This is a genomic window from Nannocystis bainbridge (assembly GCF_028368995.1).
GTDB classification, from domain to species: Bacteria; Myxococcota_A; Polyangia; order Nannocystales; family Nannocystaceae; genus Nannocystis; species Nannocystis bainbridge.
The window spans coordinates 902,586-917,164 of record NZ_JAQNDL010000002.1 but is presented as its reverse complement, the minus strand read 5'-3'; the positions used below and the strand labels follow the sequence as shown (position 1 = coordinate 917,164).

General features: G+C 71.6%; 11 protein-coding genes. 5 read left to right on the top strand and 6 right to left on the bottom strand.

The genetic code is table 11. The features are described 5' to 3' along the window. Positions 1-7 precede the first annotated feature (7 nt). Positions 8-3,457 carry a pyruvate carboxylase gene (gene pyc / locus POL25_RS21295; RefSeq protein WP_272087966.1) on the top strand — a complete coding sequence of 1,150 codons (3,450 nt, stop codon included), beginning with the start codon at positions 8-10 and terminating at the stop codon, positions 3,455-3,457. A gap of 245 nt (positions 3,458-3,702) precedes the next feature. On the opposite strand, the gene POL25_RS21290 is transcribed toward pyc, so the two are convergent. Further along, positions 3,703-4,113, bottom strand: a complete 411-nt coding sequence (locus POL25_RS21290; protein WP_272087965.1) for a hypothetical protein — start codon at positions 4,111-4,113, stop codon at positions 3,703-3,705. Positions 4,114-4,289: 176 nt separating this feature from the next. Here POL25_RS21290 and POL25_RS21285 point away from each other — a divergent pair, with 176 nt between their 5' ends. After that, on the top strand, positions 4,290-5,402 hold the full coding sequence (locus POL25_RS21285) for a hypothetical protein (protein WP_272087963.1): 1,113 nt from the start codon (positions 4,290-4,292) through the stop codon (positions 5,400-5,402). A 112-nt stretch (positions 5,403-5,514) separates the two neighbouring features. Here the strand turns inward: POL25_RS21285 and POL25_RS21280 are convergent, their stop codons facing one another. The 5 genes from POL25_RS21280 to POL25_RS21260 form a co-directional block, all read right to left on the bottom strand. Next, positions 5,515-6,543, bottom strand: coding sequence for a hypothetical protein (locus POL25_RS21280; protein WP_272087962.1), 1,029 nt, complete (start codon positions 6,541-6,543; stop codon positions 5,515-5,517). Between the two features lie 231 nt (positions 6,544-6,774). After that, on the bottom strand, positions 6,775-8,595 hold the full coding sequence (locus POL25_RS21275) for a serine/threonine-protein kinase (RefSeq protein ID WP_272087961.1): 1,821 nt from the start codon (positions 8,593-8,595) through the stop codon (positions 6,775-6,777). A gap of 113 nt (positions 8,596-8,708) precedes the next feature. After that, positions 8,709-10,058, bottom strand: coding sequence for a group II intron reverse transcriptase/maturase (gene ltrA / locus POL25_RS21270; RefSeq protein WP_272087252.1), 1,350 nt, complete (start codon positions 10,056-10,058; stop codon positions 8,709-8,711). An 888-nt stretch (positions 10,059-10,946) separates the two neighbouring features. Continuing rightward, entirely contained in the window at positions 10,947-11,459 is a 513-nt protein-coding gene (locus tag POL25_RS21265) for a hypothetical protein (protein WP_272087960.1), read from the bottom strand. Positions 11,460-11,572: 113 nt separating this feature from the next. Beyond that, positions 11,573-12,112: a hypothetical protein gene (locus tag POL25_RS21260; RefSeq protein WP_272087959.1), complete on the bottom strand. Its 540-nt coding sequence runs from the start codon at positions 12,110-12,112 to the stop codon at positions 11,573-11,575. Between the two features lie 318 nt (positions 12,113-12,430). Here POL25_RS21260 and def point away from each other — a divergent pair, with 318 nt between their 5' ends. From def to POL25_RS21245, 3 genes are all read left to right on the top strand, one after another. Further along, positions 12,431-13,126 (top strand): peptide deformylase, encoded by a 696-nt coding sequence (gene def / locus POL25_RS21255; RefSeq protein ID WP_272087958.1) that lies wholly within the window; start codon positions 12,431-12,433, stop codon positions 13,124-13,126. Between the two features lie 96 nt (positions 13,127-13,222). Next, a complete protein-coding gene (locus POL25_RS21250) occupies positions 13,223-13,642 on the top strand; it encodes a thioredoxin family protein (RefSeq protein WP_272087957.1) in 420 nt (139 codons plus the stop codon). A 205-nt stretch (positions 13,643-13,847) separates the two neighbouring features. Then, entirely contained in the window at positions 13,848-14,561 is a 714-nt protein-coding gene (locus POL25_RS21245) for a hypothetical protein (protein ID WP_272087956.1), read from the top strand. The last annotated feature ends 18 nt before the right edge of the window (positions 14,562-14,579 follow it).

Genomic DNA, 14,579 nt, shown 5'->3' with positions numbered 1-14,579 from the left:
ACGGGCCATGGCCCTGACGAAGCGACCGATCCGCAAGCTCCTGTGTGCCAACCGCGGCGAGATCGCGATTCGGGTGTTCCGCGCCGCCACCGAGCTGGGGATCCGCACCGTGGCGATCTTCAGCCACGAAGATCGCGTCCACCTCCACCGCTACAAGGCCGACGAGGCCTACCTGGTCGGCAAGGGCAAGACTCCGGTGGGCGCCTACCTCGACATCGAGGCGATCGTCGACCTCGCCGCCGCCCACGGCGTCGACGCCATCCACCCCGGCTATGGGTTTTTGTCGGAGAAGAGCGCCCTCGCGCGCGCCTGCGAGGCCGCCGGCATCGCCTTCGTCGGCCCCTCCGCCGCCGCCCTCGACACGTTCGGCGACAAGACCGCCGCCCGCGCGCTCGCCATCGCCAGCGGCGTGCCCGTCGTCCCCGGCAGCGACGGCCCTGTCCCCGACCTCCCGGCCGCCCGCGCGTTCGCGGCCGCCCACGGCTTCCCGATCATCGTCAAGGCCGCCATGGGCGGGGGCGGCCGCGGCATGCGGGTCGTCCGCAGCGCCGACGAGCTCGACGAGGCCTTCACGCGCGCCGCCAGCGAGGCCAAGGCCGCCTTCGGCGACGGCACCGTCTTCCTCGAGCGGTTCGTCGGCGCCGCCCGCCACGTCGAGGTGCAGATCCTCGGCGATCGCACCGGCGAGGTCGTGCACCTGTTCGAGCGCGACTGCTCGGTCCAGCGCCGCCACCAGAAGGTCGTCGAGATGGCGCCCGCGCTCGGCCTGTCCCGAGAGACACGTGACGGCCTGCACGGCGACGCCCTCAGGCTCGCCCGCGCCGTCGGCTACGAGAACGCCGGCACCGTCGAGTTCCTGGTCGATGGCGACGGCCGCCACTACTTCATCGAGGTCAACCCGAGGATCCAGGTCGAGCACACCGTCACCGAGGAGATCACCGGCGTCGATCTCGTCCAGGCCCAGATCCGGATCGCCGGCGGCGCCACCCTGGCCGATCTCGGCCTCCACCAGGGCGCGATCGTGGCGCGCGGCCACGCCATCCAGTGCCGGATCACCACCGAAGATCCCCGCGCCCAGTTCCGCCCCGACACCGGCCGCATCGAGGCCTACCGCTCGGCCAGCGGCATGGGCATCCGCCTCGACGGCGGCTCGGGCTACAGCGGCGCCGTCATCACGCCGCACTACGACTCGCTGCTCGTCAAAGTCACCGCGCGCGGCAACACCTTCGAGGTCGCGCGGCACAAGCTCCTGCGCGCGCTGGCCGAGTTCCGGATCCGCGGCGTCAAGACCAACATCCCCTTCCTTCAAAACGTCCTCGGCCACCCCAAGTTCGTCGCCGGCGACATCACCACCGGCTTCGTCGACGGCACCCCCGAGCTCTTCGATCTGCCCGCGCGACGCAACCGCGCCCAGCGACTGCTGCGCTTCCTCGCCGAGGTCGCCGTCAACGGCCCCACTACCCCGTGGGCCACCCAGACCCCGCCCGCGCGCATCGACCCCGAGGTCCCCGAGGCCCGCGAAGGCGCCCCGCTGGCCGGCTGGCGCGACCTCCTGCGCGCCAAGGGCCCCGCGGCGTTCGCCGCCGCCGTGCGCGCTCACCCTGGCCTGCTCCTCACCGACACCACCTGGCGCGACGCCCATCAATCGCTGCTCGCCACCCGCGTCCGCACCATCGACCTCCTCGCCATCGCCCCGGCCACCGCCCGCGTGCTGGCCCCGGCCTTCAGCCTCGAGATGTGGGGCGGCGCCACCTTCGACGTCGCCCTCCGCTTCCTCCGCGAGGACCCGTGGGATCGCCTCGAGCGCCTGCGCGAGCTCGTCCCCAACATCCCGTTCCAGATGCTGCTGCGCGGCGCCAACGCCGTCGGCTACACCAACTACCCCGACAACGTCGTGCGCCGGTTCGTCCGCCACTCGGCCGAGCGCGGCGTCGACGTGTTTCGGATCTTCGACTGCCTCAACTACACCGAGAACCTCAAGCTCGGCGTCGACGCCGTCGGCGAGGCCGGCGGCGTGATCGAGGCCGCGCTCTGCTACAGCGGCGACGTCGCCGACCCCGGGCGCACCAAGTACTCCCTGCAGTACTACGTCGACCTCGCCGGCAAGCTGGTCGAGATGGGCACCCACGTGCTCGCCATCAAGGACATGGCGGGCCTGCTGCGCCCGCGCGCCGCCATGATCCTCGTCGAGGCCCTGCGCGCCGCCCACCCCGCCGTCCCGATCCACGTCCACACCCACGACACCGCCGGCACCGGCGTCGCCTCCATGCTCGCCGCCGCCATGGCCGGCGCCGACATCGTCGACGCCGCGATCACCACCATGGCCGGCGTCACCTCGCAGCCGGCCCTCGGGGCCCTCGTCGCCGCGCTCCACGGCAGCGACCGCGACACCGGCCTCGACATCGCCGACCTCTCGCCGATCGGCACCTACTGGGAGCAGGCGCGCTCGCTCTACGCCCCCTTCGAGGCCGGCAACCTCAGCGGCAGCGCCGACGTGTACCTGCACGAGATGCCCGGCGGTCAGCTCACCAACCTGCAGTTCCAGGCCAACGCCCTCGGCCTCGCCTCCCGCTGGCCGGCGATCAAGCGCGCCTACGCGGCCGCCAACCGCCTGCTCGGCGACATCATCAAGGTCACCCCGTCCTCCAAGGTCGTCGGCGACCTGGCCCAGTTCATGGTCCAGAACGACCTCGACGAGGCCGCCGTGCTCGCGCAGGCCGAGACCCTCTCGTTCCCCAGCTCCGTCGTCGAGTTCTTCCAGGGCCACCTCGGCCAGCCCCACGGCGGCTTCCCCGAGCCGCTGCGCACCAAGGTCCTGCGCGGCCGCCCGACCTTCGAGGGCCGCCCCGGCGCCTCGCTACCCGACCTCGACTTCGAGACCCTCGCCGCCGAGCTGCAGCAGCTCGCCAGCATGCCGCTGCGCGACGTCGACATCGTCTCGGGCGCGCTCTACCCGACCGTGTTCCGCGAGTACCTGGCGTTCCGCGCCCAGTTCGCCGACGTCTCGCGGCTGCCGACGCGGGCCTTCTTCGCCGGGCTGCCGGTCGGCGAGGAGCTCAGCGTGGAGATCGAGCAAGGCAAGACGCTGATCGTGCGCATGAAGGCGGTCGGCGAGCTCGGCCCCGACGGCCAGCGCGACGTCTTCTTCGAGCTCAACGGCCAGCCGCGCTCGCTGCGGATCGCCGACAAGTCGGCGGTCCAGACCGTCAAGCAGCGCGAGCGCGCCACCCCCGACGACCCCGCCGCCGTCGCCGCCCCGATGCCCGGCGCCGTCACCGAGCTGCGCGTCGCCGTCGGCGACAAGGTGGCCGCCGGCGCCCCGCTGGTCGTGCTCTCCGCCATGAAGATGGAGACCGTCGTCGCCGCCCCGCACCCCGGCACCGTGCGCCGCTTCGCCGTCGCCGTCGGCGACAACCTCGACGCCGGCGACCTCCTGCTGATGCTCGCGCCGGTCTGACCCGGAGGACATGCGCAAAAGCGCATGTCCTCATGCCCATGTCCCCACGAGCATGTCCGTCACGACATGGTCGTTCGACCATGTCCGAACGACCCTGAGTCGCTCAGCCCTCGCCTCCGCGCGCTCGACCGTTCTCACCCCGTGGTGTCCTCGCCTCTGCGCGACGGCCACCTCGCACGATCGCGCCTTCCTCGTCTCCGCGCGCTCGCTCATCGCCCGCGCAGCCGGCGTCCGACCCCGCCCTTTCAACAGCCGGCCTTGCGGCTCGCCTTTTCAAACACTTTCGGGCCGTGACGGCGCTCGATCTCCGCGTGCATCACCTCGTTGTAGCCGCGCGCGTGCCCGGCGATCGTCTCGTCGATCACGCAGCCCGCCACCTCGTGAAGCCACACCTTGTAGTCCTGGCGCAGGATCTGGGCATATTTGTAGCGGCACGGCGCGGGGTAGCCGTACGTCTCCAGCCCCAGCGAGTCCCTGGCGATCGCCGCGAGCGCGTCGCGCTTGCCTTGCTCGTACGCGTCCACCTCGGGCGACTCGATCTGCTTCACCCGCCCGTCCGGCGCCGCCTCGCGATCGGCCCGCGCGCTCCACGCTCCGAACTCCCTGCCCATCACGGTGGCCACCGTCGCGCCGGCTCTAGATGACTCTTCGGACATGCTCCATGCGACATGTCCTTTTCGCCAGCTCTACCTCGACCCCGGCCTCTGGACTCGCGGCCCCGCGAGCGGACCCGGCCCGCCGCGCATGCCCCCGCGCTCGCGCACGGCTCGCGCGGACCTGCGCCTCGATTCGCCCTGCCCTGGCCGCCCGGCACGCGCTATCGTTCGCCGCGGTGGACACCACCGTCACTGCCTGGGGCCTGTGGGACTGCACGCGCTGCGGCCAGAAGGACATCAGCGGCCGGGACAAGCGCTGCCCCTCGTGCGGCGACCCGCGCGAGCAGCACGAGCTCGACGCCATGCGGCCGCCTGACGACGCCGCCTTCACCAGCGCCGCCATCTCCGACCGCGATGAGCTCGCCGTCGCCCACGACGGCCCCGACTGGTCGTGCCATTACTGCGGCAGCAACAACCGCGCCTCCTCGGCCACCTGCGACAGCTGCGGCGGCGGGCGCGACGGGAGGCCGCCGCCGCCCAAGCCCGACCCGACCCCGCCGCCCTCGGGCCTCCCCGACCGCCTGCTCGCCTCGTGGTCCACGCATCGGCGCCGCTGGATCGCCGGCCTCGTGCTGCTCGCCTTCGCCGGCCTCGTCGCCTGGTGCACCATCGACCGCGAGTACCCGGGCACCGTCACCGGCCTGCACTGGCAGCACACCACCACCCTCGAGCGGTGGCAGAACGTCGACCGCGGCGACTGGCAGACCGCCGTCCACGAGCGCGCCGAGGTCCCGCCGCGGGCCGGTCACGGCGAGGTCGCCGGCGTGGCGATCACCGGCTGCCGCGAGAAGCACCACCACGACGAGTCGTACGCCTGCGGCACCGAGGACTACCAGGACAGCGAGTCCTACACCTGCGGCTCGACCGAGTCGTGCAGCACCCAGAGCAACGGCAACGGCTCGTTCACCCGCAGCTGCACCAGCGTCCCCAAGACCTGCACCCGCTCCGTCACGCGCACGCGCACCAAGCACTGCTCACGCCCGATCTACGCCACCTGGTGCGACTACGTCACCCAGGCCTGGCTCCCGGCGCGCAGCGAGGTCGTGCGCGGCGACGGGCACGACGGCCTGCGCTTCGCCGAGATCGCCACCAGCGGCGACCGCGAGCGCACCGTCCAGGACGGCCTCTACACCGTCGTGTTCGCCTACGGCGACGAGGGCGAGTCCTACACCCGCACCGCCGAAAAGTCCGAGTACGACGGCTGGCAGGCCGGCGAGGCCGTGCTCGTCAGCGTCGACCACCTCAGCGGCCCGAACAACGTCCGCCGCCCGACCGACCCCGCGCCTTGAGCCCATGTCTCCGAGGCCATGTCCTCATGGACATGCGCCATGAGACATGGCCTTTTAGGCATGTCCTATCGAACATGCCCGATCGGTCACCCGCCGGCGCCGCCGTCCGCGCTCAGCCGTCGCAGCCGATGCGGGTCGCTGCCAGCGCCACGTCGTCGAAGTACAGCGTCATCGTCTGCCCGGCGTAGCTCTCCCAGCCGAGCTTGAAGTCGACCAGCGCCGGCTGCCAGTCGGGCTTGTTCAGCCACTGCTGATCGACGTCCGGCGTCGGCTCGCCGTCGATCACCAGCCCCGGCACCTCCGCCCCGTCGACCCACGTCGTCAGCCCGGGCCCGGCTGCGTCGATCAGGAACTCCACGCACGTCCACGCCCCCGGCGTCGGCGCCGTGCTCAGGGCGATCCCCGCCGGGCTCAGCGCCGGCAGCGTCGCGTCGTCCGACTCGCGGTTCCACATCAGGATCGTCGACTGCCCGCCCATCCGCAGGTCCTTGCCGCCGGCGTCGGCGCTGTCGCGCAGCGTCATGAACGTCACGTGACCTTGCCCGAGCGCCGCCTCGAAGCGGACCCACAGCCGCCCGTATACCTGCGGCCCGATCGCCGCGATCGCCTCCGTGTTGGCCACGAACACGTGATCGCAGTAGCCGCCCCCGCCGTCGATCCGCAGCGATTGCGCGCCCGTGTGCGCCACCGACCCGTCGATCGCCAGCGTCCCGCTGCCGCTGCAGTTCGGCGACGTCACCGTCCACCGCGCCGGGTCCGGCGCGCCACCGACCGCCTCCGCCTCGAAATCGTCGCACAGCGGCAGATCGGCGCAGCCTGCCGCGGGCTCCGTGGTGCTCGCGTCGGTCGTCGTCGAGGTCGACGTCGTCGTCACCTCCGCCGTCGTCGGCGTGACCGTGGTCGCCTCCGCCGTCGTCGCCTCCGCCGTCGTCACCTCCGCCGTCGTCGAGCCGCTCGAGCTCGTCGGCTCGAGCGTCGAGGTCGCCGTCGTCGTCGTCGTCGTCGTCCCGGTGTCCTCGCTCGTCGCCTCTCCCGGCGCTTGCCCGCAGGCCGTCAGCGTCACCGCCAGCCCCGCCGCTCGCACCGCGCCCGCTCGAGAGCGCCCCTTCGCCACCTGCCGCCTCACGATGATCTCCGCCATTCGCGGCAGTGTACCTGCCCTGCGCCCCTACCACGGACTTCCACGCTCGCAGATCGGGCCTCGCGTGCATCGCCCCTCCGTTTCGCCCTCACGCGTCCTCCGCAGCTCCCGATCTCGCGCCTCGCCGCTCGCCACGACGACGTGAAGCGGACCTGTCCCTTCGGACATTTTTGCGACCTCCAGCCTCGCGCCGATTTCCAGCGCCGAGCTCGCCGCCGTCGCCCCGCCCGCTCAGTCGTCGCCGCGCCGGAGCTCCGGCCGCGGCGCGGGCAGACTGCCGAACACCGCCTGCGTGCGCAGGTTGGCGTCGACGTCGGCGAGCAGCGTCTCGAGCTGCTCCTGCGCTTGCTTGATGTAGTAGGCGTAGAAGACGTGGTTGAGCTTGTGGAGGCCGCCGTAGACCGAGGCGACGGTGATCAGGGTCGTCAACACCGCGAGCACCGGGATCATCGTCATGAACATCGCCATGCCGGCGGCGCCGCCGACGACCGAGGTCGCGCCGATCATCCACGGGAAGAAGATCCGGCGGCCGACCGCGATCGTCTCGTGCAGCTCGACGGTCGCCGTGCACTCGATCGCATCACGGCCGCGGCGCTGCATCGTCAGGCGGACCTGACGGATCGACAGGATGTACATGTAATAACTGAAGCCGCCGTAGCCCGAGCCGTCGGGGCTGGCGGTGAACTTCGGCACGCGGAACATCACCGCCCCGCCGTCGAGCGGGTGAGGGCCGACGGCGTCGAGCAAGCGGAGGTTGTAAGGGCTGGCCTGCCACACGTGCGCCAGCGCGTCGAGCACGGTCTTCGCCGGCGCGCGGATCACCCGCGAGGCGACGAGCTGGCGGACGTCCTTGCCGAACAGGCGCATCGACCAGCGGCCCTCCGCCGCGGCCGAGACCGACGGCACCGCGAGCGCGCCGCTCGTGGGCAGCTCCGCCGCCGCCATCGCCACGAACTCTGCGGCGATGCCCGCCTCGGCCGCGGCGGCCTGGACCTCGGACACCCGCAGCGCGCTGGTGGTGGTCGGCGCCGGCGCGGCGGTCCCGGTCCGCGAGCGCTCCTCGACGCGACGGGCGGCGTCGGCCTGCAGCTGGGCCGCGCGCTGCAGCACCGCCGAGACCTCGCGCTCGTCCAGCAGGCGGTCGCCGCCGGTGCGCGCGGGCACGCCGGCGAGCTCCTCCTCGGCGGTAGCGAGCGCCTCCGCGAACGCCTCGCCGGAGGGCCAGCGCGCGTCGGGCTCCTTCGCCAGGCAGCGATCGATCGCCGCGGCCAGGCCCGCGGGGACCTCGGGCGCGAGCGTGCGCAGCGGCGCCGCCGGCTCGGTCGCGTGCTTGACGAGCACCGCCGGCACCGCCGCGCCCTCGAACGGGTGCTGCCCGGCGAGCAGCCAGTAGCCGACGACGCCGAGCGAGTACAGGTCGCTGCGGCCGTCGAGCTCGCGCCCGAGGATCTGCTCGGGGCTCATGAACGCCGCGGTCCCCACCATGTGGTCGTCGCCGGTCAGCCGCGACGCCTGCGCCTCGAACGCGATCCCGAAGTCGGTGACCAGCACCCGGCCGGTCGCGCGCTCGACGAGGATGTTCTCCGGCTTGATGTCGCGGTGCACGACCCCGTGCGCGTGCGCGTAGGCCAGCGCCCACGCGGCCTCGCGCAGCAGCTGTACGACCTCCCGCGCCGTCGGCCGGCCGCGATTATGCACGCGTTCGGCCAGCGTCTCGCCGTCGATGTACGGCATCGTGAAATACGCGAACGCGCCGGCCTCGTCGGCGTGGAGGGTCGGCACGATGTTCGGGTGCGACAGCTTCGCCGCCGTCCTCGCCTCGCGGAGGAACCGCTGGCGGTGCGCGGCGTCGCCGGCTCGCTCGCGCGGCAACACCTTGATCGCCACCGGCCGCTCGAGCCGGAGGTCGCGCGCCAGCAGCACGACCCCCATGCCGCCGCGGCCGAGCTCGCGTTCGATCGTGTACTCGTGTCCGAGGACCGTCGCCAGCTCGGCGAGCTCCGCGTCGTCGAAGCGAGCGCCGGGCTGGGTCGGGGCGGTGGCGAGGCTCATTGGTAGATCCTACCCTTCCTCTGCTTGAGCCGGAGGAAGGGCAGGACCCCCGTTCAAACCGTGCATGCGGATTTCCCGCACACGGCTTACCGGTGGTCTCTCGAGCCGCCGCATTACGCGGCCTCCGGGTACTGCACGGTCCCCCGTAGACGGTGGAGACCGTGGTTGTGGAAGAAGTCGCGCGTCCAGCTCTCGACCTCACCTGCGCGGAGGTGCCGGCCCTTGCGCCTCATCATGAAGCGACGAAGGCGAGACCACACGTAGGTGTCGATCCGGTTGAATTTCACGGCGGCGTTCCCGGTGCGGAAGTAGTTACCCCAGCCACGCAGCACCGGGTTGATGTCACGGATGATCACCCGCACATCTTTGGCCCCGTTGCGGTTCGAGCCGGTCAGCTCCTTCACGCGCTGCCGTGCCCGCGTCATGCTACGCGTCGAGGGCCAGCGCTGGAGGAAGTACACCCTGCGATGTTCCTTCTCCCAGATCGGCCCGGACATGCGCTTGCGCAGGTGGCAGCCGAGGAAGTCGAAGCCTTGCCGTCCCCAGCTCAGCTCGACTCGCCTCGTCTTCTCGGGATGCAGTTCCAGCTTGAGACGCCGCAGGATCTCGCGGACCCTGACCTCGGCCTCCTCGCACGCCTTCCTGGTCCCGCACAGGATCACGAAGTCGTCGCAGTAGCGCACGAGCTCGCCCAGATGGGCGTGCCGTCGCTGCCACAGCTTGTCGAGGACACCGAGGTAGATGTTCGACAGCAGCGGTGAGATCACGCCGCCCTGGGGTGTCCCCGAGAGCATCGCCGTCACCTGGCCGTCTTCCATCACGCCGGCTTCGAGCCATTGCCGCACCAGCTTGAGGACCCTTCGATCCGAGATCCGCATCTCGACGAGCTTCATCAGTCGCTCGTGATCGATGCTGCCGAAGTAGTCGCGGATGTCAGCGTCGAGCACATGGTTCCCACCTCGAGCTCCCAGCACGCGCAGTCGCTCGAGCGCCTGCGTCGCGCTGCGCTTCGGCCGGAAGCCGTACGAGCACGGAAGGAAATCCGCCTCGAAGATCGGCTCCAGCACCAGCTTCGCCGCCATCTGCACCACTCGGTCCCGGACTGTCGGGATCCCCAGCGGCCGCTTCTTCCCGTCCGCCTTCGGGATGTACCGCCGCATGACCGCGCTCGGTCGGTACGTCCCGCCCTTGAGTTCGTCGGCGATCTCTTCGAGGAAGCGATCGACGCCGAGCTCTTCCACCTCGGCCAGCGTCTGGGCATCGACGCCCGCTGACCCCCTGTTCTTCTTCACCCGCCTCCATGCTTCCTTCAGGACGTCACGCCTGAAGATGCGGTCGTACAGCGCATGGAAGCGTCGACCCGGTTGCCGCTTGGCTGCGGCCCACAGTCGGCGTCGAAGTTCTCGCACTTTGTCACGCGGCCTGCGCCGCGTGGGGTGGTTGGGACCTGTCCTGCAGGCCATGCCCTCGCGCTTACCTTCTTCTCCGACACGACCACCCCAGGGGTCCTTCCCTCCGACTGCGTTGTTCTGCGCCGCCATCGCCGGTACTACGACCCCCTCGGACTCCCGCTGCACAGCGCTCGACTTCGCCTTCGGCTTATACGAGTCGCATCGCCCCGACACGGGCCGTGCAGACGGGCCTCTCCTGTTCCGCATCGCTCCTTGAACGCGTGCTGCGCCCCATACCCCGGGAGGACCCATCGCGCTTTCTGCTCCGGATGACTGCGCGGTGGGCGTGGCCTTCGCCGTGAGATGAGCGGCTCGGCTCCCCCATTGTTCATCTGTCGAGGCTGCAGGCTTCACTTGATGTTGCGGCCCGCGTTCTTGCTCCCTCCGCAGAGGCTCTTGACGCCCCGCTCGGGCCGCGAGAATCTCTCCTCGCGCCTGGGGCCTGCTACCGGGCGCTCCGGCGCCTACCCGGGCGGGACTTTCACCCGCTGGAACGGTGCAGCATGACGCGGCCGAGCCGCCCCCTCCGGGGCCGAGCTCGTCCGCGTCGTCAGGACGCACCATCGCCGCGATGCTATCAGACCGGCGGCCGCCGGAGCGACGGGCGCCGCCCGGGGCTGCAGCGGCTCGCCCTTCACCGGGTTGCGGGCGTCGAGGATGCGCTCAGGCGCCATCGTGACGATCCCGGCGGTTTTGAGGCTCCCGACCCGCGGGTCGCTGGCAAACCAACCGAAGCTTCGACGCGGGCCCTGGCCTCTCGGATCCGCACCGCTCGCGGGCAGCCCCGCCGGCCTGCCCCCTCGCCTGACCTTGAAAACATGCCCTCTCGGCCATGCTCTCTTGGCCATGCCCCATCAAACATGTCCATTCAGACATGTTTATGAAGACATGCCGACAGCCTCACCAGCTCACGTGGTACGTGCAGGTCGCCGCGCCCTCGTCCTGGCAGCCGTCGGCCCCGTGCTCGATCAGCGGCTGGACCCCGTAGCGGGCGCAGCAGCCCTCGATGATGCCGATGTTGAACGGGCACAGCCCGCGCTGCGTGCGGACGATCGTCGCGCTGTAGTCGTCCTCGATCGTGCACAGGATGTCGCCCACGTCCCCGCCGCGGGTGTTCATCTTGAAGGCCGCCCCGAGGCTCATCAGCACCTTCTGCACGCTGTCGATCCCGGGCGGGAACGCGGCCGCCTCGATCATCTTGCGGCCGACGTTCACCACCGCCGCGCGGCCGACCATCGCCCCGATCCGCTCGTAGATCGCGCTGGCCCACGCGTAGTCGTACCAGACCTGCGGATCGATGGCCGTCACGCCCGCGTCGGCGAGGATCTTCTGCACCACCGCGTTCGTCTCGCCGAACGCCAGCACGAACGAATTCAAGGCTGCTCCCGAGTACTCCGGCTTCGCCACGCTCATCGGCCGCGAGTATCGGCCGACGGCTGCGCGCCACCAATCGGGGCCCGCGCGCTCTCCATGCAGACACGTGCGGCGCGCGCCGCACGAGGCGTCCCGCGCACGCGCGCCCACCGTCACACTTCGGTGATGCGGCCGTTCACCGCCACGAAGCAGCGGACCTGGAGCGCGGCCGCGTGGGCCCTGCGGTCGGCCGCCAGCGGCCGCTCGGAGATCAACCACACATGTCCTTCCGGCCATGCCGTTTCGGACAGGCGGGCCCGCGCCGTCTTGACCAGCGCCGCCAGCGACCGCGGATCGAGGTCGGCGTCGCGCCCGGCGCACAGCACCGCCAGGCCCGGCGAGCTGCGGTGGAGGCGACGGCTCGCTGCCAGCGCGCCGAGGCCGAGGCCCCCGAGCGTATAGCCGGCCACCGACCGGGCCGACGGGCGCGCCCCGGAGCTGTCCGCGCGAGCCGGGCGCGCCGCCGTCAGCAGCACCACCGCCGCGGCCACCAGCCCGAGCGCCCCCGACCATCGCAGGCCCCGGGCCGCCCGGCGCGGGATCCGGGCGCACAGCTCGTCGACCGACAGCGCGACCTCCTGCGGCTCGTCGTCGACCGGCACGCGGGCGCACAGCCACGGGATGCAGCGCTCGCGGGTGAAGACCCTCGACATGCCCTCGATCTACCCGATCTCACCGCCGGCTTCATGCGGGATCGTGCCCTCCGCGGGCGCGCCCGGCGGTCGCCGTCCGCCGACCGGCCCGTTCGTCGCCTGGCCGCGCCGCCGCGACACACCATTCACATGTCCCGAAAGACATGCCCGAAGAACCAGGCTCGAACGGCGCGTGCGCTCCGTCCCGCACCTGCGAGCCCGGCCCCGGCGAAGCGACCGGCCGCCGGACTCCCGTCCGCCCCGGCGGGTCCCCTCGCCCTTGCACCGCCCTCTCGGTCGCTTCCGGCCCGCCGTCATTCGTGCTAGCCGGAAGCGCGCATGCTCTCTCGCCCGCTCGCGCGGCTCCTCGCCCTCGCCCTCACCAGCGCCGCCTGCGCCCCCACCGTCGCCAAGCCCATGCCGCCGTCCACGCCCGCGCCCACCGGTCCGCACCCTGACATCGTCCAGGCCGGCCACCCGGTGCTGCGCGGCCGCGCGGCCGAGCTCGCGCCCGAGCGGATCGCCACGCCGGAGATCCAGGACCTCGTCGAACGCATGATCGAGACCATGCGCGCCGCCCCGGGCGTCGGCCTGGCCGCCCCGCAGATCGGCGTCCCGCTGCGGATCCTCGTGCTCGAAGATCGGCCCGAGCTCATGGCTCGCCTCACGCCGGCCGAGCTGCGCGAGCGCGAGCGCGTCGAGCTGCCGGTGCACGTCGTCATCAACCCGGAACTGCGGCCGATCGGCGCCGACACGCGGACCTTCTTCGAGGGCTGCCTCAGCGTCAACGGCTACACCGCGCTGGTCGAGCGCCACGCCGAGGTCGAGGTCACCGGGCTCGACCGCCACGGTCACCCGCAGACCCTGCGGGTGCGCGGCTGGCCCGCCCGGATCCTCCAACACGAGGTCGACCACCTCGACGGCACCCTTTACATCGACCGCATGCTCTCCCGCTCGTTCTCCACCGGCGACCAGGCCCGGGCGCGCTTCGCCGGCCGGCCCATCGCCGACATCCTCGGCGAATTCTCCCGCTGAGGCGGCCGCGCGCGCGAGTTCCCGGGCGGCGCGCCACGCCGAACCATGACAGACCTTCGACGACGGGTGCTATGCAAGCGCCCAGGAGCACATGACATGAGCACCACCGAGATCACCGGCGACAACTTCCAGGCCACCGTCGAGGGCAACGACACGGTGGTGCTCGACTGCTGGGCCAGCTGGTGCGGCCCGTGCCGCGCCTTCGCCCCCGTCTACGAGGCCGCCTCCGAGCGCCACCAGGGCGTCGTGTGGGGCAAGCTCGACACCGAGGCCCAGCAAGAGCTGGCCTCCGCCTTCGACATCCGCTCGATCCCCACCGTCATGGTGTTCCGCCAGGGCATCCTGTTGTTCCGCCAGGCCGGCATGTTGCCCGCCAAGGCCCTCGACGAGCTCGTCGGCGAGATCCAGGGCCTGGACATGGACGACATCCGCCGCCAGATCGAAGAGCACGAGAAGGCCCACGCCGAAGGTCGCTGCGATCACGACCACGACCACGATCACGGCCACGAGCACTGATCCGCGCGCCGGGACGCGGTCGCCCACGACCTGTCCCATCGGACATCCGCCGCGTCGCGCGTCTTGCAGTTCGCCCTTCGCGCTCGGCAGCGCGACGCGTCCCGGATTCCTGGGCGCCCACTGGGCGCACCCGGGCGCCCGCGTGCGAGTTTGCGGCGGGCGCCAGCGATTGAACCGCCGTCGGTCGCGCGTGTAACCTCCGCGCATGTCGCTGCTACGCCCTGTCCTTTCGTTCACGTTCGCGCTCTCGCTGGTCGCCTGTACCGAGTCCGAGCCGGGGCCCGAGGCCACGCCCGCCGAGCTCTATCGGGCCGCCGTCGAAGACGCCGCGGATCCCGAGGCCGACGAGATCGTCGACGACCTCGTCGCCATCACCCCCGACAACCCCGACCTGATGTTCGACGACCAGGGGCGCGTCCTCATGGTCACCTGGACCTCGTGGTCCGGCTACGACGGCATGGACGGCGCCAGCATGCCGCTCGGCGTCGAGGTGTGGGTCACCCCGATCCCCTCGCTCAAGGAGTTCTGCACCGCCACCGGCCTGCAGGGCGCCGACCTCTCGGCCCGCCTCGAGCAGCTCATGGGCCTCCCGGCCGACAACGGCAAGGACCGCCTCGTGACCATGTGGGTGCCGCTGGACGGCATGTTCCGGCCCAGCCCCGATCCCGAGATCGACGACTCGGTCGCCCAGCTCGACTTCCGCGCCGACGTCGATCCGGCCCACAAGACCTGGATCGAGGACCTGCGGGCCGCCTCCTACGGCGACGACCCCGGCTACCCGTGGACGCAGCTCGGCTACACCTACGACTGGGACGCCGACGCCGACTCCGAGGTCGGCCTCAGCGAGTTCGTCATCCGCGCCGGCACCGAGATCGTCATCGACGGCGTCGTCCACCAGAACGACTACTGCAAGCAGTGATCGCAGGTCCTTCGGGAC